Source organism: Streptomyces sp. NBC_00038 (genome assembly GCF_026343635.1).
Classification (GTDB): domain Bacteria; phylum Actinomycetota; class Actinomycetes; order Streptomycetales; family Streptomycetaceae; genus Streptomyces.
Map to the genome: position 1 here is coordinate 581,112 of NZ_JAPELQ010000001.1, position 19,829 is coordinate 600,940.

General features: G+C 69.8%; 21 protein-coding genes. 11 read left to right on the forward strand and 10 right to left on the reverse strand.

Going from position 1 to position 19,829, the window contains the following annotated elements; genetic code table 11:
- A complete protein-coding gene (locus tag OG219_RS02795; protein WP_266822478.1) occupies positions 1 to 1,794 on the reverse strand; it encodes a peptide ABC transporter substrate-binding protein in 1,794 nt (597 codons plus the stop codon).
- Between the two features lie 185 nt (positions 1,795 to 1,979).
- Between OG219_RS02795 and OG219_RS02800 the strand changes: the two genes are divergently transcribed.
- Both OG219_RS02800 and OG219_RS02805 read left to right on the forward strand, forming a co-directional pair.
- The gene (locus tag OG219_RS02800) at positions 1,980 to 3,176 is read left to right on the forward strand and encodes an ROK family transcriptional regulator (protein ID WP_266822480.1); all 1,197 of its coding nucleotides are present in this window, start codon (positions 1,980 to 1,982) and stop codon (positions 3,174 to 3,176) included.
- A 36-nt stretch (positions 3,177 to 3,212) separates the two neighbouring features.
- Positions 3,213 to 4,742: a M81 family metallopeptidase gene (locus OG219_RS02805; RefSeq protein ID WP_266822482.1), complete on the forward strand. Its 1,530-nt coding sequence runs from the start codon at positions 3,213 to 3,215 to the stop codon at positions 4,740 to 4,742.
- Positions 4,743 to 4,792: 50 nt separating this feature from the next.
- Here the strand turns inward: OG219_RS02805 and OG219_RS02810 are convergent, their stop codons facing one another.
- A complete protein-coding gene (locus OG219_RS02810) occupies positions 4,793 to 5,029 on the reverse strand; it encodes a chaplin (RefSeq protein WP_266822484.1) in 237 nt (78 codons plus the stop codon).
- 194 nt (positions 5,030 to 5,223) lie between these two features.
- Between OG219_RS02810 and OG219_RS02815 the strand changes: the two genes are divergently transcribed.
- The 3 genes from OG219_RS02815 (at position 5,224) to OG219_RS02825 (ending at position 7,095) form a co-directional block, all read left to right on the forward strand.
- Complete coding sequence (locus OG219_RS02815) at positions 5,224 to 5,430, forward strand: hypothetical protein (RefSeq protein WP_266822486.1); 207 nt, start codon at positions 5,224 to 5,226, stop codon at positions 5,428 to 5,430.
- Positions 5,431 to 5,636: 206 nt separating this feature from the next.
- Positions 5,637 to 6,464: an SAM-dependent methyltransferase gene (locus OG219_RS02820; protein WP_266822488.1), complete on the forward strand. Its 828-nt coding sequence runs from the start codon at positions 5,637 to 5,639 to the stop codon at positions 6,462 to 6,464.
- 88 nt (positions 6,465 to 6,552) lie between these two features.
- On the forward strand, positions 6,553 to 7,095 hold the full coding sequence (locus OG219_RS02825; RefSeq protein ID WP_266822490.1) for a hypothetical protein: 543 nt from the start codon (positions 6,553 to 6,555) through the stop codon (positions 7,093 to 7,095).
- 43 nt (positions 7,096 to 7,138) lie between these two features.
- Here OG219_RS02825 and OG219_RS02830 read toward each other — a convergent pair whose 3' ends face one another.
- The 3 genes from OG219_RS02830 to OG219_RS02840 all read right to left on the reverse strand — a co-directional run bounded on the left by OG219_RS02830 (position 7,139) and on the right by OG219_RS02840 (position 8,983).
- Positions 7,139 to 7,657 carry a hypothetical protein gene (locus tag OG219_RS02830; RefSeq protein WP_266822492.1) on the reverse strand — a complete coding sequence of 173 codons (519 nt, stop codon included), beginning with the start codon at positions 7,655 to 7,657 and terminating at the stop codon, positions 7,139 to 7,141.
- A gap of 190 nt (positions 7,658 to 7,847) precedes the next feature.
- A complete protein-coding gene (locus tag OG219_RS02835) occupies positions 7,848 to 8,420 on the reverse strand; it encodes a DUF6624 domain-containing protein (RefSeq protein WP_323183261.1) in 573 nt (190 codons plus the stop codon).
- On the reverse strand, positions 8,417 to 8,983 hold the full coding sequence (locus OG219_RS02840; protein WP_266822494.1) for an ATP-binding protein: 567 nt from the start codon (positions 8,981 to 8,983) through the stop codon (positions 8,417 to 8,419). The genes OG219_RS02835 and OG219_RS02840 overlap by 4 nt, the downstream gene beginning before the upstream one ends.
- A 153-nt stretch (positions 8,984 to 9,136) precedes the next feature.
- On the opposite strand from OG219_RS02840, the gene OG219_RS02845 reads away from it, so the two are divergent.
- On the forward strand, positions 9,137 to 9,949 hold the full coding sequence (locus OG219_RS02845; RefSeq protein WP_266835977.1) for an SDR family NAD(P)-dependent oxidoreductase: 813 nt from the start codon (positions 9,137 to 9,139) through the stop codon (positions 9,947 to 9,949).
- 35 nt (positions 9,950 to 9,984) lie between these two features.
- On the opposite strand, the gene OG219_RS02850 is transcribed toward OG219_RS02845, so the two are convergent.
- Complete coding sequence (locus OG219_RS02850; protein WP_266822496.1) at positions 9,985 to 11,397, reverse strand: hypothetical protein; 1,413 nt, start codon at positions 11,395 to 11,397, stop codon at positions 9,985 to 9,987.
- Positions 11,398 to 11,653: 256 nt separating this feature from the next.
- Between OG219_RS02850 and OG219_RS02855 the strand changes: the two genes are divergently transcribed.
- From OG219_RS02855 to OG219_RS02870, 4 genes are all read left to right on the forward strand, one after another.
- Positions 11,654 to 12,520: a helix-turn-helix transcriptional regulator gene (locus tag OG219_RS02855; RefSeq protein ID WP_266822498.1), complete on the forward strand. Its 867-nt coding sequence runs from the start codon at positions 11,654 to 11,656 to the stop codon at positions 12,518 to 12,520.
- A 3-nt stretch (positions 12,521 to 12,523) separates the two neighbouring features.
- On the forward strand, positions 12,524 to 12,769 hold the full coding sequence (locus OG219_RS02860) for a DUF397 domain-containing protein (protein ID WP_266822500.1): 246 nt from the start codon (positions 12,524 to 12,526) through the stop codon (positions 12,767 to 12,769).
- Between the two features lie 155 nt (positions 12,770 to 12,924).
- Positions 12,925 to 13,443, forward strand: coding sequence for a hypothetical protein (locus OG219_RS02865; protein ID WP_266822501.1), 519 nt, complete (start codon positions 12,925 to 12,927; stop codon positions 13,441 to 13,443).
- A 41-nt stretch (positions 13,444 to 13,484) separates the two neighbouring features.
- Entirely contained in the window at positions 13,485 to 14,294 is an 810-nt protein-coding gene (locus OG219_RS02870; protein WP_266822502.1) for an SAM-dependent methyltransferase, read from the forward strand.
- Positions 14,295 to 14,314: 20 nt separating this feature from the next.
- On the opposite strand, the gene OG219_RS02875 is transcribed toward OG219_RS02870, so the two are convergent.
- The 4 genes from OG219_RS02875 to OG219_RS02890 form a co-directional block, all read right to left on the reverse strand.
- Complete coding sequence (locus OG219_RS02875; RefSeq protein WP_266822504.1) at positions 14,315 to 15,712, reverse strand: FAD-binding oxidoreductase; 1,398 nt, start codon at positions 15,710 to 15,712, stop codon at positions 14,315 to 14,317.
- A gap of 158 nt (positions 15,713 to 15,870) precedes the next feature.
- Positions 15,871 to 18,465, reverse strand: coding sequence for a LuxR family transcriptional regulator (locus tag OG219_RS02880; RefSeq protein ID WP_266822506.1), 2,595 nt, complete (start codon positions 18,463 to 18,465; stop codon positions 15,871 to 15,873).
- A complete protein-coding gene (locus OG219_RS02885) occupies positions 18,434 to 18,637 on the reverse strand; it encodes a hypothetical protein (protein ID WP_266836430.1) in 204 nt (67 codons plus the stop codon). Before OG219_RS02885 ends, OG219_RS02880 begins: the two co-directional genes overlap by 32 nt.
- 14 nt (positions 18,638 to 18,651) lie before the next feature.
- The gene (locus OG219_RS02890; protein ID WP_266822508.1) at positions 18,652 to 19,194 is read right to left on the reverse strand and encodes a pep a2; all 543 of its coding nucleotides are present in this window, start codon (positions 19,192 to 19,194) and stop codon (positions 18,652 to 18,654) included.
- A 307-nt stretch (positions 19,195 to 19,501) separates the two neighbouring features.
- Between OG219_RS02890 and OG219_RS02895 the strand changes: the two genes are divergently transcribed.
- Positions 19,502 to 19,768, forward strand: coding sequence for a DUF5133 domain-containing protein (locus tag OG219_RS02895; RefSeq protein ID WP_266835978.1), 267 nt, complete (start codon positions 19,502 to 19,504; stop codon positions 19,766 to 19,768).
- Positions 19,769 to 19,829: the final 61 nt, after the last annotated feature.

Consider the following 19,829-nt stretch of genomic DNA (forward strand, 5'->3'; position numbering starts at 1 on the left):
TCAGCTGGTCCACTTCCACTGGGCCGGGTGGAAGTTGGCGAGCGAGTCCTGCGAGAAGCCTCCGAGGCCTCCCTTGACGACCGAGATCTGGTAGTCGGGCTCCGGCAGCCAGATGACCGGCAGGTCCTTCGCGACGGCCGCGCTGTAGTCCTGGACGGCCTGAGCGGAGTTCGAGGTCGTGGACGCGGTGATCAGCTGGTCGACCTCCGGGTTCGAGTAGTTGCCGAAGTTCGAGCCGCCCTTGGTCTGGAAGAGCGAGTCACCGGTCGGGAAGGCGTTGAAGTACCAGCTGCCGGCGGTGCCGAAGAACGACAGCTGCCACTTGCAGATCGACTCGCTCGCGGTGCACGGCGGGGTCTGGGACAGGACCGAGTTGACGGGCGCGGTCTTGATCGAGAACTTGATCCCGGTCTTCTCCAGCGACGACTGGATCTCACTCATCATGTTGTCGGTGACCGTCGAGCCGGACTGCGACAGCACCTCCATCTGGAACTTGGTGCCCTTGGCGACCCCTTCGCCGCACTGCGAGCCACCGCTGCCCGCGTCCGTGCAGACCATCACGCCGCCCTGTTCGGTCCAACCATGGCTGGTCAGCAGTGACTTGGCCGCCGAGGTCGAGAACGGATACGGGTTGTTCTTCTGTGTCGGTGAGAGGAAGTCGGACGACTGGGCCTGCGGGATCGGGCCGTAGCCGGGCACCGCGGTCCCGTTGAAGATGACCTTCGCCAGACTGTCCTGGTCGATCGACTTCTGGACCGCCTGGCGTGCGTACAGCTGCTTGAACACGGCGCCCATGGAAGGGTTGTTGAAGTTGTACGGCATGTAGGTGATCGCCCAGCCGGACCAGGGCTTCACCGAGTAGCCCTGCGCGGTGAAGCTGTCCTTCTGGTCGAGGTCGGTCGCCTCTATGTAGCCGTAGTCGACGCTCCCCGAGCGCAGCGCGTTCTTCTCGGCGTCCGCCGTCGTGAACGGAAGCAGGTTCACGGTCGCGATGTTCGGCTTCTCACCGCCGTCGTACTTCTTGTTGGCGGCGAGCACGACCTTGCCGGAGGTCGAGAACGACTTGACCGAGTAGGGGCCGCTGATGGTCTTCCACAGGGCGTCCTTCTCGTAGCCGGAGATGTTCTTCGCGGCGGTGTTGAGGTATGTCCAGACTTTCTTCGCGCCCTCGGCAGTCCGGTCGGCGTCCGACACCGCGGCCGTGGCACTCGTCCTGTCCCAGGCGTGCTGCGGGAGCGGATGGATGTCGGTCAGCTCGTTGGCCAGCATCCACTGCGAGTTGTAGGCCTTGTCGAACGTGATGGTGAAGTGGTGGTCGTCGACGGTCTTGAACGACGTCCAGTCGTCCGGCGCCTTGCCGGGGTTGTAGCCCGCCCACTCCTCCTTGTTCGCCTTGATGAGGTTGAACCAGAACTCGACGTCGCGTGAGGTGATCGGCTTGCCGTCGCTCCATGTGCGGTTGCCCAGCGTGATGTCGACGCTTCTGCCGTCGCTCGCGAAGTCGGCCGCGGTGGCTATCGACGCCTGCTTGTTCCAGGCGATCTTGCCGGTGGAGCCGTCGTAGGCGACGAGCCGCTCCCACAGGCTGTCGGAGATGGAGCTGTTGTTGGTGTTGAGGTGCGCCGCGGTGCCGATCGGCAGGATCCAGTTCGGGGTGAAGTTCGCGGGCAGCGCGTAGTTGATGGTGTCGGGGGACGCGGACGACGTACCGCTCGTGCCGGAGCACCCCGCGAGCAGCAGCGCGCCCGCCGAGACGACGGCACCGGTGACAAGTGTCGTGCGAGCAGGGGACATGGCTCTCCTCAGGATCCTCGGGGTGAACGACGGCGCGTGGCGGAGCCAGTCAACGACCCGACTGGTCGAAGAAACAGACGCACTCCTGTAAAAAGCCTGTTTCTGCTGTTCTGAAAAAAGTGGAGGGGCGGCTTCTGGGACGTACTCTCATCGCCTCGGATCCCTCGTCGGAAGTTAATTCGTCCATGCCTGAAAAAAGCCCGGCGCACCGCAGAGGCGTCACCGGCGTCTCCTCGCTGGCCGAGCGCGTGCTCGAACTGCTCGCCTCCGGGCAGGCGACCACCCGCACCGAGCTCACCGAGCTGCTCGGTGCCGCGCCGTCGACGATCTCGCTCACGGTCGGCCAGCTCGTCACCCATGGGCTGGTGGCGGAGCAGGGCACGCGCTCCTCCGCCGGGGGCCGTCCGCGCAAGGTCCTGCGCCTCGGCGGCAGCGAAGGGTTCGCGGTCGCGGCCGAGCTCGGCGGCAGACATGCACACGTCGGTGTCGTGCTTCCGGGTGGCGGGATCACGGATGTCTCGACCGTCCCGTTCCCGACGGCGGAAGGACCGGAGGCCGCGCTCCCCGGGCTCGCCAGGACGCTGGAGTCCCTCGCCGAGCAGCACGGCCGGGACCTGCTCAGAGGTGTCGGTCTCTCCCTGCCGGGTCCGGTGGACGTGGCCTCCGGCGTGGTGACCCTGCCCTCACGCATGCCCGGCTGGAACAGGTTCCCCGTCAGGGCCTGGCTGGAGGACCGCTTCGGCGTTCCGGTGGCCATCGAGAACGACGCCAACTGCATGGCCGTCGGCGAACACAGCGTCCAGCCCCCCGAGCGACGTCAGTCGATCATGGTGAAGACGGGCTCCGCGATCGGCGCGGGCGTCATCGCCGACGGGCGGCTGTACCGGGGCGGCACCGGAGCCGCCGGCGAGATCACCCATGTACGGGTCGAGGCGGGCCACGACATCCCCTGCTCCTGCGGCAACACCGGCTGCCTGGAGACCGTCGCCTCGGGCGCCGCACTGGTCCGCATCCTGCGCGAGAGGGGGCTCGACGTCACCTCGGTCGAGGACGTGGTCCGCCTCGCGTCCGACGCCGACCCCGAGGCGACCCGAGCCGTCCGCCAGGCCGGCCGGTACCTCGGCATGGTGCTGGCCGCGAACGTCAACTTCTTCAACCCCGACGCCGTGTACCTCGGCGGCATCGTCTCCACGCTCGAACCGTTCGTCGCCGCCGTGCGCAGCCAGCTGTACGAGGGCTGCCATCCGCTCGTGACCAAGCATCTGGTGATCGAGCGGGCGAGCCTCGGGGCCGATGCCGGTCTTGTCGGCGCCGGGCAGTTCGCGCTCCAACGCGCCCTGGCACACGCGCTCCATGCCGTGACCGGAACCGGCGACGCCTGACGTCCGGGGCCGACCACCGATCCGAATCGAGGAGTCATGTCGCAAAGCCGTACCGCGGTCGCCCGCCCCGTCATCGCCATCGCCGGACTCGGCATCGAGTCGTCGACGTTCTCGCCGGCCCGGACCGAGGCTCCCGCCTTCCACCCGCTGCGCGGCGAGGGCGTCCTGACGCGCTATCCGTTCCTCGCACCGGACACGCCGCTGCGCGCGGCCGCCGAGTGGCACGGCGCGCTCGTCGGCAAAGCGCTGCCGGGGGGTACGGTGACCGCCGCCGCGTTCGCGGAACTAGCCGACGAACTCCTCGAGCGGCTCGCGGAGATGCCGAGCCTGGACGGCCTCTGGTACGACATCCACGGCGCCATGACGGTGGAGGGCATCGACGACGCCGAGGCCGTCCTGCTCGCCCGGGTCCGCGCGACGGTCGGGCCGGACGTGATCGTGTCCACCTCGATGGACCTGCACGGCAATGTCTCGCGCGAGCTGGCCCACATGAGCGACCTGATCACCTGCTACCGGATGGCCCCGCACGAGGACCACATGGAGACGAAGGAGCGGGCCGCGCGCAATCTCGTGGACCTGCTCACGACCGGTGCGCCCCGGCCGGTCAAGGCCTGGATCCCGGTGCCCGTCCTGCTGGCCGGCGAGCAGACCTCGACGCGCATCGAACCGGCCAGGAGCGTGTATGCCGCGGTCGACAACGTGGAGGCGACGGACGGCGTCGTCGACGCCGCGATCTGGGTCGGGTACGCGTGGGCGGACGAGCCTCGCAACCGTGCCGCGGTCGTCGTGACCGGATCGTCCGAGCCCGCCGTCACCGCGGGCGCGGAGCGGCTGGCCCGCGGATTCTGGGCGGCGCGGCGCGAGTTCGCGTTCGTGGCACCAACCGGATCACTGGACGAGTGCCTCGACGAGGCGCTCGCCTCCTCCCCCGCCGCCCGGCCGTACTTCGTCAGCGACACCGGCGACAACCCGACGGCGGGCGGCGCGGGAGATGTCACCTGGGGACTCCAACGGGTGCTCGCCCGGCCGGAGTTCAAGGACCCATCAGGACCTGCGGTCATCTACGCCTCGGTGCCGGGCCCGGAGGCCGTCGAGTTCGCGGAGAAGGCGGGCGTCGGTGCGACCGTCACGGTCACGGCAGGAGCCGAGGTGGACGACCGGCATGCCGGACCGCTCACGATGACGGGGGTCGTCCACGCGGTACGGCACGGGGACCGGGACGCCGGGACCGAGGTCGTCCTGCGGGTCGGCAGCGTGCACGTGATCCTGACCCGGCTCCGCAAGCCGTACCACCACGAGAACGACTTCACCGACCTCGCGCTCGACCCGCGCGGCTCCGACATCGTCATCGTCAAGATCGGCTACCTCGAACCCGAGCTGTTCGACATGTCCGCCGGCTGGAAGCTCGCTCTCACCCCGGGCGGCGTCGACCAGGACCTCGTCCGCCTGGGCCACCGCCGCATCCGCCGCCCCATGTTCCCCTTCGACCCGGACATGACCGAGCCGGACCTCACGGCCCGCATCATCGAGCCCTCGAACGAGCCGCTCACCGGGGAGGACGACTGAGCTGACGGGGCACCGCCGGGCAGGGAGGACCTGCCCGGCGCCACCTCCGGTCAGCGGTTCTCGCACTCGTTCCCGACGGCCGGGTTCAGCAGGCCCACCACGTTGATGGTGTTGCCGCAGACATTGAGGTCGAGGTCGACGGGGATCTGGACGACGTTGCCTGACAGGACACCCGGGCTGCCCACGGCGACGCCGACCGGGTCGGGGTCGGCCGCGACGGCGGTTCCCGCGGTGAGCAGCAGGGCCGCGCCCGCCAGCCCGGTGGCAGCCATCAGACGGATACGCATAGCAAGCTCCGATCAGTCTTGGGTGTACGAATGCCTCCACCATCGCCTCGGCGGCCGGGAGCCGACATTGCTGTACGCCCGAACGGGGCCCGCTTCCCGCGGAAGGCCCCCTGAGCTGCGTCTGGGCACGGGGCGCGCGAGGGGCGCGGAATGCCCGTAGCGTGAGAGGAGGTCAGGTGGAACAGGGAGAGATCATGTCAACCAGCCAGCCCGATTCGTCCTCGCGGTCCGACGACACGACGACCCCCGACGCGCTGCTGCACACCGGCTCCGGAGGTGACGTGTCCCCCGAGGATCTGGTGCTCGCCACAGGCCGGGACATCACTCCGAAGACCCTTGCCTGGGCCGAGCGCAAGCTTGCGGAGGAGGGGCCTTCGGCCCTCGACAAGCTGCTCCCCTAGCGCGACCGGTTCCGAGCCCTGGACTGCGGTACGACGCAGGCGCGGCATGGTACGCACCGCTGCCCGATGCCGCCAGAGTCGTCCGACAGTTGGCCAAAACCCGTACATCAGCAAGTAGTTGAGGAGTCGAAGCGAAGCGTGGGCCGGGCCCGAACGTCTAAGTTGATGTTTAGCCCGTAGAAGCCCGCTGCGCAGGAGGCGCCCTCGTGTCAGACCCCGACCCCCAGTTCGTTGCCGCGGCCGAGATACGTGCCCGGATCGACACCACCAAGCCGCACTCCGCGCGTTTTTGGAACTACTTCGTCGGTGGCAAGGACAACTACGAGGTCGACCGCGAGATCGGCGACCACATCAAGCAGATCTTCCCCGGGCTGGTCGACGTGGCGCTCACCAGCCGCCATTTCCTGGGCCGCGCGGTGGGGTATCTCGTGGAGGACCAGGGCATCCGCCAGTTCCTCGACATCGGTACCGGGCTGCCGACCGCCGACAACACCCATGAGGTGGCCCAGCGGCTCGCCCCGGACGCGCGGATCGTCTACGTCGACAACGACCCCATGGTGCTCGCCCACGCCCGTGCCCTGCTGACCAGCACGCCCGAGGGCAAGACGGCGTATCTCGACGCCGACCTGTACGACCCCGACGCGATCCTCAAGGCCGCCGAGGGCACGCTCGACTTCTCCCAGCCGGTCGCCCTGATGATCCTCAACACTCTCGGCCATGTCGCCGACTACGAGAAGGCGCGCGGGCTGGTGTCCCGGATCATGGACGGGCTCCCGGCGGGAAGCCACCTCGTGATCAGTGACAGCACCTCCACGAGCGAGGGCATGATCGCGGCCTCGGACGCCTACAACTCCAGCGGTGCCGTGCCGTACTACGTGCGCAGCGTCGAGGAGATCGGCGGCTTCTTCGACGGGCTCGAGCTGGTGGAGCCCGGCATCGCCCCGGTCACCAAGTGGCGCCCGGAAGCCGGGGGTTCACCGGCCACCGACATCGCCGTCGACGCCTACGGCGGGGTGGGCCGCAAGCTGTCCTGATCCGGACGCATCTGGTGGGGCGGGGGCCCCTGCGAGAAATCACCCGCCCCCTCACTCCGGAACAGGCGCTCCTGCGACACTGAACCGTATGGATCCCCGACACCTGAGACTCGGCCGCCGTCGTATCTGGATACTCAGCGGGGCCTGTTTCCTGGTGCTCGGGCCGATCGGCTTCTTCCTGGGTGGCTGGATTCCTCTCGTACTGCTGACCGTCGCTCTCCTCACGGCCACCTCGGTCTCGCACTGGAGAGCCCCGTCATGGCTCGCGCCCGCCATCGCGAAGGGCCAGCGCGAGAGCCGCCGGGACATCGCCACCTTCTGTGTCGTCATCGCCGTCAGCGGCTACTCCCAACCCCTGGCGCTGCCTTCCGCTTCCTCCCAGGACATGGCGGCTCTCCGCCTGGAGGCATACCGGTCCGCGGCCGACGACGATCTGTCCGAGGAGCTGCGGGGCCTCGCGGCCGACGCACTCGCCGCCGCGGACCACGCACACGCGGAGGACTCGCCGACGGCCTGGCGGGCGGCGCGGGCCGGCTCCGAGCGGCTGGCGCATGCCGCCCAGGAGGGCAACCCCTACGTGCGGCAGCTCCTCATTCAGTGGGTCGAGGGGAACCCGGCCGCGGAGCGTTAGGGCCCGTCCAGCGGGTCGTGCCGCAGACGCGGGACCCCGCGGTTCACGACCCCGCTTCCTTCCGCAGGAAGTTGCTCACCTGGCAGGCGAGGCTGTCCCTTCCCGTGCCAGGACGTTCACCGGCGTCGACGGGATGCTCGCAGGCGTGGATCCCGCCCGCCCACAGATACCGCTCGGTCCACTCCTCATCAACCTTCAGCTGGATCTGGATGTCCACCCGGGACAGCAGGGTGTCGGGGCACGCGGCGTAGAGGACGGCGGTGGCCCGGCGCAGCGGATAGACGTCGAAGCCTTCGATGAACTGTGAGTTCCGCCAGTCGAGGAACGCGCTCTCGCCGTCGCCACCGACCCGGACATCGATCTGGCCGTCTTCGAGGTGGATACCGAAATGCTCACCCGTGCGATTTTCGACGGTGACACGGAACCGGAAGTAGGTGAGTTCCTCGGCGGCGTCGTCACGCCCCCGCGGCGGCTCCGCCTTTTCCATACCGTGGACGCGGACGCGCAGGCCGGCATGCTCCTCGTACTCCTGCCAGTCCTCGACCACGTTCGGCTCGCGCACAGTGCACCTCTCCACCTCAGAGAGCTGTTTCCTATCTGTGCCCTCGACGAAGTGTCAAATGAGCGGGACATGCCGTGGCCAGGGAATTCCCTTTACTTGATCGGCGATCAAGCCGTGCGCAGCCAGAACCTTTCCCGGGCGGATGCGAGGGCAATTCCGCACGTGCCGCACATCACGTTCCCCGGCTGCCTCACTCGCCTGCGCGCAGCGTCCGCATCTGCTCGTCGAGCGGGCCCAGGCCGACGTCGCGGCGGCGCTCGTCGAGCGTCCCTGGCCGGCGGACCGGATACGGGCGGAAGGTCACGGGATTGACGCGGGTGCCGTAGAACTGCGGCTGCCCCTGTTCGACCGCGCAGTGGTCGGCGATGTAGGCGTGGTGCAGGGCGGGGCAGCGCCCGTCCGCCGCGGCCTGCGCGATCAGGTCTCGGCACAGGAGCTGGAAGTCGAGGTCCGCGGCGTGCAGAAGGATCATGAGGGCTGCCGTCGAGGCGGGCGGGCCGACAAGGTCGGCGGCAGGCCAACCGTGATGGTCGACGATCGTCCTGAGGGCGGCCGCGTTGGCCCGGCGGCGCTCGGCGATGGCGTGTCGGCGCTGGGGGGCGGGGTCCGCCCTGGCCTGCCGCATCAGGCTCCGCTCCTCGTCGGCCCTGCGCTCCAGTTCGCCGGCGAGCGCCGTCGCGAGCTCCGGGACCATCCGGTGGGCTTCCACCCGGTCCCGCCGCGGCTCCCCGTTGACGGCGAGGTGTCCTGGGGATCCGTTCATCGCGCCCCCTGAAGCGCCAGCGCGAACCACACTCTCTTGCCCGTGGTGCCCGGCTCGGGTGGCGCGATGCCCCAGTCGTCGGCCAGCGCGGCCACGATGGCCAGTCCGCGTCCCGACTCCTCGGCTCCGTCCGGTGTACGCGGGCACGGCAGGGCCGACGAGCGGTCGGCGACCGTCACGCGCAGGTCGTGCGGGGTGCACTCGATGGTGACGGTGATCGTGAGGCCGGGGCCGGGGGTTCCGTGTCTGATGGCGTTGGCGAACAGCTCGCCCGTCGCGAGGACAGCGTTGTCGACGTAGTCGGGTGTCAGCCCCAGGCCTTTGAGGTACTCGGCGACCATGGTCCGTACACCTGACGCGCGCGACGGGTGGGCGGGGACCGTGGTCCGCAGCAGGTGGGTTCTGCTCGCGGGGACCGACGGGGTCACGGGGTTCTCACCGGGCCGGATCCGTCCCACGGGCCCGTGTCCGTCCGCGGCGAGAACGCCCTGGGGGACATCGGAGTGGACGTCGCGTGCCAGTGAGGGCGACGGCCCGTGGCGATGCGCCCTGGATGCCGTCATCGATCCTCCTTCGGGTGCAGCACGGTGGGGGACGGTCTCGGTGGCTGCTCCTGCAGCCAACACGCCGGACCAGCGAAGGGACCAGGGGTAATCGGGGTTGTCCGGTTGCAGGCGCGTAGTGGAGTGGGATGTATGTTCGATCACGTGAGGAACGTGAGCGGGGGCCGGGCCGAGGTGCAGCCGAGCGGTGGCACCGGGTGGCCAGGCGTGCGCGGCAAGCGCGTACTGGTCACCGGTGGCACGCGGGGGCTCGGTGAGCAGATCGTGCGGCTGCTGGCCGCTGAGGGTGCACGGGTGGCGACCTGCGCGCGCACCCAGCTCGGCCTCGCGGCTCTGGCCGGCTCGCTGGACACTCCCCTGTTCACCCAGCCGCTCGACGTCACCGAGCCTGAGCGGCTGGAGGCCTTTGTCGAAGCCTCGGCGAAACGTTTCGGCGGCCTCGATGGGGTGGTGGCCTGCGCGGGCGGATCTCGCGGCGGTGGCTTCGAGCAGGCGGACGCCGCGGACTGGGCGGCGACCTGGGAAGTGAACGTCGGCCACGCCGCGCGACTGGTGCGGGCCTCGGTCCCGCATCTGCGGGCGGCGGGCGGCGGCTCGGTCGTGGTGATCTCGTCGATCTCCGGCTGGAAGCCCGGTCCGCCCGTCCAGTACGGCGTCGCGAAGTCCGCGCAGATCCACCTGGCGGCCTCGCTCGCCCGGGAACTGGGTCCGGACGGGATCCGGGTGAACGCCGTCTCCCCCGGTTCGATGCTCATCCCGGGCAGGCGCTGGGACCGTATGCGCAGCGAGGACCCCGAGGCGTTCGCCGGGTTCGCGGCCAACGAGTTCCCGGGCGGAGAGCCGGTCGCGCCCCAGGAAGTCGCCCGCGTGGTGGCCTTCCTGCTGTCCGACTGGTCGAGCGGGATCTCGGGTGCCCATCTGCCCGTCGACCGCGCCCAGAACGCGCCCTCGCCCGACGGGTACTGAGACGCCGGGCGGCGCTAAGGCACCGGGTCGCCCCGTCATGCCACCGCCCCAAGGACCGGGCGGGACCTGCGTTCGAACTCCTGGACAAGCGGCTCGTGGCGGCGGGACTCCAGCCGCCCCCGGAAGTCGCGCAGCGCCTGGATCGACCGTTCGCTGTGCACGGTGCTCAAGGTGTCGAGTGCCTCGGTGGCGGTGCCGACCGCCTCGTCGAGGCGGCCCTGCTGGAGATGGGCGGTCGCCAGCACCGAGCGGCTGATGGCCTGCCGCCTGCGCCGGTCGGCGTTGGCGCTCAGCGACTCGTTCGCGGTGCGCTCCGCCTGCGCGGCGAGCCCGAGGTCACGGAAACAGAGCGCGGACTCGGCCTGGAGATAGTGGTGGTCGAGGTAGCGCACCCAGACGGATTCCTGCGCGGCTCCCTTACTGGCATCCCACTGGCCCTCCGCCATACACAGGGCCTCGGTGGCCTCGCCCGAGCGGCCTTGGGCAGCGTGTCCGCGCGCCGACATGGCGTAGAGGCGCATCAGACCGAGCGGGCTGCCCGCGTCCTTCGCCGTGGCGATACCGGCCCTGGCCAGGGCCACCCCCTCGTCGGGGCGTCCGAGGTTGGTGGCCAGGTGGGAGAGCCCTGCCAGGATCTGGCCGCCGAGCACCCGGTCGCGGCCCTCGGCGCACAGTCGCAGCGCCTGGGTCATGTAGCGCTGCGCGAGGCCGTACTCACCCGCGTCGTACGAGCTCCAGCCGGCCATCGCGGCGAGGCGCGCGGCGGCGGCGTACAACTGGCGCTGCGAGTGCGGCGGCGTACCGCGCCGCTGCAGCATGGGGACGACCTCGGTGGACAGGTAGTGCACGATGCTGGTGCGCACTCCGCCGCCGCCGTACTGGTTGTCCATCTGGTCGAACATGGCGATCATCGCGTGGACCTGCTCGACCGGTCCGCCGCTCGCCACCAGGGTCGGCCGCCCGGCCTCCGGGTGCTCCAGCAGCCAGAGCAGCCACTCGCGTTGAGGGTTCGCCAGCGCCGCGGCGACGAACGGCACCGAGCCGAGGAGGCTGCGGCGCGAGATGTCGGTGGAGCCCAACTCGGCCAGGGTGTGAAGGGTTTCGGCCACGTCTTCCCCATAGACGAGCGCCCTGCCCGCGACAGGGCGCTGCTGATCGGGGAGGAAGCCGAGATCCGCGGGTGACACGGCGCGGCCGAGCCGCTCGGACAGCACGGCGGAGATCAACTCCGGTGTGGCTCCCCGTGGTTGCTGGCCCTGGAGCCAGCGGGTGACCGACGCCTTGTCGTAGTGGGAGTCCACGCCCTGGCGGCGGCCCAGTTCATTGACCCGGAGGGCGAGTGAGGCGTAGGAGCAGGCAGCGTCCTTGAGGGCCCCGGCCAGCGCCTTGTTGGCCCCGGCGGGTGCCTTGCCCGGGTTCCTCGATTGTCCGTCGGTCACGGTGGCCATCCCGGTCTCGCATCACGGTCACGTGCGGCTGCGCCCCGGCCGTACGTACCCCCGAAACATCAATTCCCGTACGGCCGAACACAGTTGACCCCCAGCACCGCTGACGGTGCGACAGGTCCCTCGATCACTATGGTGGCCGACACACTCAACATGCAACCGGCGTTCTGATAATTTCAGAACGATCCGCATCGCTCTGTCTCTGTCATCGACCGCGTGGCACACTGCACGCTGTGACGGCCGTTCCGGGAGGTAGGACGTGAGCGAGAACCGCTCAGGCGGCAGCGCACCCACCGTCCTGCGGATGGTTCTCGGCAAGCGGCTGAGGCAACTGCGGGAAGCGGCCGGGGTGTCGTTCGAGGACGCGGCACGCGCCATCGAGGTCACGCCCCTCACGGTCCGCAGGATCGAGAAGGCCGAGGTCGGACTCCGCATCCCGTACGTGCGGGAGTTGCTGCGCACCTACGGGGTACCGGCCGCGGAGATCGACGACTTCCTCACCATGGCCAGGGAGGCCAACCAGCCCGGGTGGTGGTACAAGTACCGCGACGTGCTGCCCGAGTGGTTCAGCGCCTACGTGAGTCTGGAGAGCGAAGCCAGCGTCATCCGTCTCTACGAACCCCACTACGTTCCGGGCCTGTTGCAGACCTACGACTACGTCACCGCGCTCATGCGGGTCGGCTTCCCCAACGAGTCGAAGGAGGAGATCGCCCGCCGGGTCGACCTGCGCGTCAAGCGTCAGGACCTGCTCGCCAAGCCGGACGCGCCCGCGATCTGGGCCATCCTCGACGAGACGGTGCTGCGCCGTCCCGTGGGCGGGGCCGAGGTGATGCGGGCTCAGATCGACCGCCTGCACGAGGCCTTGGACATGCCGAAGGTCAGGATCCAGATCATGCGCTTCGAGGCGGGGGCACACCCCGGGGCGTTCGGTCCGTTCCACCACTTCCGCTTCGGCTTCTCCGAACTGCCCGACGTCATCTACACCGAAAGCCTCGCCGGCGCGGTCTACGTCGACCGTCCCGACGACGTCGTCAGCTATCTCGAAGTACTGGACCGGATGTCCGTTCAGGCGGAACCGGTCGCTCGAACCAGGACCATCCTGGGTGAACTGCGTAAGGAGTTGTGATCCATGGAACGCATGGGCCCCATCCACAGCGGCATGCCGGCCGTCGACCTGGGCACCGAGGGCTGGCAGAAGCCCTGGAGCGGTACGAACGGCGGGAGTTGCGTCGAGGCGAAGCGACTGCCCGACGGCAGCGTCGCCTTCCGCCAGTCCAGGGACCCCGAGGGTCCCGCGCTGGTCTACTCCCGGGACGAGATGGTCTCGTTCCTCCAGGGCGCCAAGTCGGGCCAGGCGGACTTCCTGATCGCCTGAGGCCGGCCCACGATTTGCCGTAGGACCGGCACCACCTCACCCGCCGGGCCGCCACTACGGCAGCACAACCGGACAACCCGCACGCACCCTCCCGCCGTGCGGGTTGTCCCTCCACACTGAGGGAGTCGGTCTGTCTGGAGGGAGTGGGTGCGGGGATGATCCTCCACCAGGCCCTCGCCCAGTGCCGGACACTGGTCGTCGAGGGCCCCGACGGCGTCGGCAGGAGTGCCCTGATCGCCCAGCTCACCCGCCACGGATTCGAGATCCGTCGCTCGCGGGGGCACCTCCACCATGTGGACCCGATCCGACCGTACCGCGAACTCCTCGCCGCCCCGGGCCGGTTGGCCGTCGACGGCAGCATCATCCATGAGCTCGTCTACGGGCCGCTGCGCCGTGGGTGCTCCCGGGTGACCTGGATCCAGGCGCTCGACTTCGCCGAGGCGGTCGCCGAACGAGACGGCGCCCTCATCCATGTGACGGGTGGGGCGGACGACACCGAGGCGGTCGGCGCCTACGAGCGGGCGTTCCGCACGCTGGCCCAGCACGCCCCCGTCGTGACCTTCGACGCGCGAGACGAGGGAGAGGTGGGAGAAGCGGCCCGGCCGAGCCACGGCCCCGCCCCTCCTCCTTGCCCTCAACTCCGGCGCTGTACACAGACGTTGACGATAGGTTAGCGACAGACCGCGTGACCGTGACGCACGGTAGGAGATTTCTCATGGCAGACGGCCGCCCCACCCCCGACCAAGAGGCATTGGCGAAGATCGACACCACGGTGCCGCACTCGGCTCGTATCTGGAACTACTGGATGGGCGGGAAGGACAACTACGAGGTAGACCGGGAGGCCGGCGACGCCTACCGCGAGGTCGCCCCGAACATCGAGACGATGGCCCGCGCCTCCCGCGACTACCTGATCCGCACGGTGACCTTCGTGACCGCCGAACTCGGTATCCGCCAGTTCCTCGACATCGGCACCGGCCTGCCCAGTTACGACAACACCCACCAGGTCGCCCAGCGCATAGCGCCCGAGTCGCGCATCGTCTACGTGGACAACGACCCGCTGGTGCTGCGCCACGCTCAGGCCCTGCTCACCAGCACGCCCGAGGGCGTCACGAACTACATCGACGCCGACCTGCACGAGCCCGAGAAGATCATCGAGGCGGCAGGAAAGATCCTGGACTTCGACCAGCCGGTCGCCCTCATGCTCATGGGCATCCTCGGCCACATCCAGGACTACGAGGAGGCCAAGTCGATCGTCAGCCGCTTGCAGGCCGCCCTGCCCTCCGGCAGCTACTTCGTGCACTACGACAGCACCGACACCGACGCGGCCCTGAAAGAGGCCCAGCAGGGCTACGACGACACCGGCGCCATCCCGTACGTGCTGCGCAGCCCCGAGCAGGTCAGCGCCTACTACGAGGGCCTCGAACTGGTGGAACCCGGCATCGTGTCCTGCCCGCTGTGGCGTCCGGAGCCCGGTACCTCGCCCGAGCCCACGGACGTCCACGGCGGAGTGGCCCGCAAGCCGTGACGGTCAGGACGACGTGACCGTCAGGACCCCGACGCCGGTTCGATGTTCTGGTTGAGCCGGAACAGGTTGTCGGGGTCGCGGTCGGCCTTGATGCGGGCCAGGCGGGCGTAGTTGTCGCGATAGCTGGCCCGCACCCGCTCCTGGCCCTCGTCCATCATCATGTTCACGTAGGCCCCGCCCGCGGAGAACGGGTGCAGCGCGTCGAAGTAGTCGACCGTCCACCGCTTGATGAGTTCGGCGTTGGCCGGGTCGGCGTCCACACCGGCGTACACGGACGCCCAGCGCGCGTCACGGTAGCTCCACGCGGTGTCGGTCGGGGCGTGGTCATGGGCGGCGCCGTCGATCGGGTAGAGGTGCATCGTCGACTTCCACGTCGGCAGTTCGGCAGCGAACTTGGCGTGCAGCTCGGCCGCCTCGTTGGGGACCTCGTTGACGAAGTCCGCGCGCCAGTACCACTGGTCGCCGGGCGGGTACAGCGCGTTGAACGCGGACTGGATCGCGGGGTGCGGCATCGGCGCGGGGCCGTGCAGCAGCGGCTCGGGCAAGGCGTCCAGGAGCGGTGCCATCAGCCGCGCGGCCGCTTCCGTGTCGTCCCCGACGTAGCACCACACGACGCCGCAGACCTTGCGCAGATGGAGCTCCTCGGGGAACGGCGGGGCCGGCGGGACGGATCCGACCAGGAAGAAGCCGTTCAGCTCGCGGGGCGCGTGCGGAAGGAAGTCCCGGTAGGCGGTGAGGACTTCGGCGGTGATTTCGACGGGCCAGAAGGTGGGGCCCGCGACGACGGTGCTGACCTCGTGCAGCCGGAAGAGGAACGAGGTGACGACTCCGAAGTTGCCGCCTCCCCCGCGGATCGCCCAGTAGAGGTCGCTGTTCTCGTCGGCGCTCGCGTGTACCTGCTCGCCACTCGCGAGAACGAGGTCGGCCTCCAGGATGTTGTCGACGCTCAGCCCGCACTTGCGGGTGAGGTGGCCGAGGCCGCCGCCGAGGGAGAGGCCTCCGACGCCCGTCGTGGAGATGATGCCGCTGGGTGTGGCCAGACCGTGCGGGTTGGTCGCCTGGTCGACCTCGCCCCAGACGCAGCCGCCGCCCACCCGCACCGTGCGGGCCTTCGCGTCGACTTCGATGTCCTTGAGCGGGGAGAGATCGAGGACGACTCCGTCGTCGCAGGTTCCCAGGCCCGCTCCGTGATGGCCGCCGCCGCGGACCGCGAGCGGGAGGCCGTGGTCGCGGGCGAAGCCGACGACGTGTGAGACGTCCTCGGCGCTCGTGCAGCGCGCCACCAGGGCGGGCCGCCTGTCGATCATGGCGTTGTACACGCTGCGGGCCTCGTCGTACCCGGAGTCGTCCGGACCGATCAACTGCCCCTTGAATCCGGTCAGTTCCTGCTGTGCCGCTTGTGCCGGTGTGATGGACATGCGCATCCCCCGTGTCTGGGGACCGGTTCCGGGTTCCCCTGTCCGGGTCCCCTGTTCCAGTCTCCCTCGGATGGTTCCGATGCGCCTGTTCTAGTCGCGCTGCCGGTACGCAGACATCCGTGCCCGCCACCCACCTCGCCGCTGCGGCTACCTAGCTTTCACGGGCCGGGCAGCATGCCCAGCTCCACGGCCCGGGCGGCGGCCTGGCGTCTGGTACGGACGCCGAGTTTGTCCAGCACGGCGGAGACATGGTTGTCGACCGTGCGTACCGACACCACCAGACGGTCGGCGATCTCCACATTGGTCATCCCCTGCGCCAGCAGCCCCATGACCTGCAACTGGCGTTCGGTGAGACCCGCGGGATTCTCCCGGGTCGCCGCGAGCGGACCCCGCGGGATCCGCCGTATGCCGAGCGCCCGCAATTCCGCGCGGACCAGATGAGCGAGCGGCTCCGCGCCCAGCGCGTCCAGAGCGGCGAGTGCGGTGAGCTTGTCGTCGGGGTCGGGACTCTCGGCGAGCGCCGCGGCGTGCTCGTACGGGCAGCCGGCCGCCTGCCAGGCCCGTGCCGCCTCGCGCCAGTGCCCCGCGGTCTGCAGCGCGTACGGATGCTCCGAGCCGTCCGCCGGAACCGGATGCCCGGCCTTGGCCAGCCAGTAGCCGAGTTCCGCCCGGTGCGACGCGGCATCCAGCCGGCAGGCCTCCGCGAACACCGCGCCCGCGGTCGTGGCCACCGCGGGGTGATCGCCGCGCAGCCAGGCCGACTCCGCGCGGGCCGCCGCGACCGGTCCGGTGCGCTGGAGCTCGCTGCTGCGCACCGCGATCTCCCAGGCCTGCGCGAGCAGTTCGTCGCCGCCGGTCCTGCCACGGCGCACCCGCACCCGGGCCAGCACGGTCAGCGCGGGGCAGCGGGCCGGAACGAAGTCGTGCGCCCCGATCTCGGCATGCCGCTCGGCGTCGGACCAGGACCCGGCGGCGAGTTGACGTATGGCCATCTCGACGTGGAGATAGCTCAGGAAGCCCAAGTGTTCCGCCCGGTCGGCGAGTTCCATGGCCGGGGCCAGGAAACGGTCGGCCTCGGCGTACTCCAGGTTCTCCAGCAGGCTCCAGATGATGTTGGCGTAGGACCGGCAGGCGTGCTCGACCTCGCCCGCCCCCAGGGCCACCTTCAGACTCTCCTCGACCTGCGCGCGTCCCAGCGGGTCTCCGCCGCGCCAGCGGGCGGACCCGACGTTGTTCAGTGCGTGCGCGAGGATCTCCGCATCGCCCTCCCTGCGGGCCAGTTCGATGGCGCGCTCACCGAACGCGATCGCCTGTGCGTGCCGGTCGGACAGCATGTGCAGCTGGGAGGTGTTGCTCAGGGCGAGCGCGAGCAGCCGGTCGTCGCCCGCCTCCTCCAGTACGGCGATGGCTTCTCTCGCGGCCGCACGCGCCTCCTCGGCGTCACCGGCCCACCAGTGGATCCGTGACAGCCATCGCAGATCCGCGCCGAGCGCCCGGGCGTCCCCCAGGGACCGGCGCAGCAGGACCGCCTCCCGCTCGGCGTCCACGGCGGCCACGGAGTCCGCGATGGTGTAGCTCTCCACCGCGTACCGCTCAAGGAGGTCGGCCAGCTCGGCCGGGGCGAACCGGTCGCGCTGCCGCAGCACGAGCCGCAGGTGGGCGGCGGCTTCGCGGTGGGCGCCCGCGCGGGACGCGTCGTGTGCGGCGCCGGGGCCGTGGCGGGCGATCGCGTCCTGGTCCCCCGCCTCCGCGGCGTGGTGGACGATCCGGGAGGAGTCGGAGTCTGGTACGGCGACGAGCGCGGCGAGCACACTCCGGTTCAGTTCGATCCGCCGCGCGGCCGGCAGGGAGTCGACGATGGCGCGACGGATCAGCTCGTGCCGGAAGCCTGCCCGCTCGGGGGTGACGACCATCAGCCCGCGCTGCTCGGCCGCCGCAAGCTCGGCCACGTTGTCCGTCAACAGCGCCTTGAACAGCGGACGTTCCACCGCGGACGGCACTACGGCCAGCTGCTCCAGAGCGTCACGGGTCGCGTCGTCCAGCCCCCGCAGCCGCGCCAGTACGGCGTCCACCACCGTCGGTGGCACACCACCGGTACCGCCGGCCGCCACCACCTCGGCGACGAAGAACGGATTGCCCGACGTCACCTCGTAGAGCTGCACCGGATCCAGTTGACTGGTCGCGCTCAGCCGGCGCACGGCGTCCGGGGAGAGCCGGGACAGCGGCAGGCGGTGCACCCGCTCAGCCCGGGACACCTGGCCGAGCAGATGGCGCAGCGGGTGTTCACGGCCCAACTCGTCGTCCCGGTACGTCAGTACCAGCACCGCGGGAAGCCGCTCCACCCTGCGGACGAGGAAGCGCAGGGCGTCGAGGGATGCCTCGTCGGCCCAGTGCACGTCCTCGACGACGAGTACCGCAGGATGCGGCGCTCTTCTCAGCTCCGCCCGCAGTGCGTCATACACCAGATGGCGGTCGCCGCCCTCGGTGAGCGCCCGCGCCAGTTCCGGACCCACGCTCCCGACGAGGTCACGGAACGGGCCCAGCGGCCGTCGTGTGGTGAGGTCGTCGCACTCCCCGAGCAGCACGCGCACCTCGGGCGGCAGTACCTCCGGCAGCGCCTTCACCAGGCTGGACTTGCCGATCCCCGCCTCGCCGAAGACGAGCGCCACGGATCCGGCGCCGTCGGCCGCTTCCCGCGCGGCGGCTGCCAGTTGGGCAAGCTCATGGTCGCGCTCGAGGAGCCCCCGTTCCACGGGACAATTCTGGCACGCGCGGCGCCTGTCCGTGCTCTTCGAAAGCTTCAAGCTCGGTGAGCGTGACTGTGCGAGGAACGCCGAACGCGTCGATCAGTGCGAGATCGACGCGTTCGGCGACTTCGATGACTTCGGTGAACAGGGCGAAGTCGGTTCCTTCGCCGTCGGACACCGCCCGCCGTGGGATCACCCAGCGGCGACCGCGGGCTCGGTGTCGTCATGGGATCCGACGATCGTGACTCCGGGGTTGTCACGGGATCCGGCGAGCGCAGGCACGGGCAGCGCGCGAGGCATCCGGCGTGCCTCTCGCAGGCTGGGCGCGGGCGTGGGCGGAACCAGCGGGGCACGTTCGGCGGCCCGGGCCCGCCACGAGAACCAGATGATCTTTCCGCCGGCTCCCGTGGCGCAGCAGCCCCAGCCGTCGCTCAGAGCGGCGATCTGGGCGAGGCAGCCCTGTGGCGTGTTGTGCGGGCGGATGTCCTGGTCGTTGTCCGACACGGCGGTGATGAGGTGTTGACCGTTCCACCACATCTCGATGGTCGTGTTCTTGTCCGCCGCGTGCTCCTCGATCGTGTGGAGCAGCGCTTCGGCACAGCGACAGACGGACTCGACTAGAAATTCCAGATTCCAGTACCGGAGGTGAGCGGCCAGAATGCGCCTGACCTGTCCGACCCGTTCCGGGCTGACCTCAACGTCGAGGTGGTAGTAGCAGGGCACTGCAGCTTTCATTGTCGTTGGCTCCTCACCGGCGAAGCTCCCGCTTCTCCTCGTCCCCGCGGGCCGAGCCCCGAACACGTAGCGTGAGCGCTGATCGCTTCTGAGTCAGTCCCAGAGTGGGAGCACTGCTCCATTCGTGCAACACGAGACCGGCTCCAATGTTGTTGAAGAGCCAACAAGACGCTCGGTGGCCGCGCAGGCACCATGGGTGAGGGTTCCGATCTCTGTAACGGGTCGGTGCCCCTGCGTGCACGGCCCTCACTCGCCATCCGGGCGAGCCGTGCGCGGTCGAGAGAGTGGGAAGGTGACCAGCGTGATGCTGCTGCTGCCCGCCAAAGCCGAGGTCGCCAGGCATCTGGAACGGTACAGAGCCTGGGAACGTCTGCTGCTCGCGGCCCCGGCCGACCACGTGGTGCGGGGCAACTTCGAGAACACCGGATACACGCTGTGCGTGCTCATGGGCAAGCGCTGCGCGCGCGAGGCCGCGGACGCCGCCGAGCACTACCTGCGCGGCGCTTCGTCGGTCGCGAGGGCGCGAGGTTCCCAGGGCAGGGGACCGAGCCGGGCGGCGGGCACGTGTCCCTGAGTCCCCCGGCGCGTCGGGACGTTCCGACGCGGATCTGAACCGCAGGCTGGGCTCGAGGACG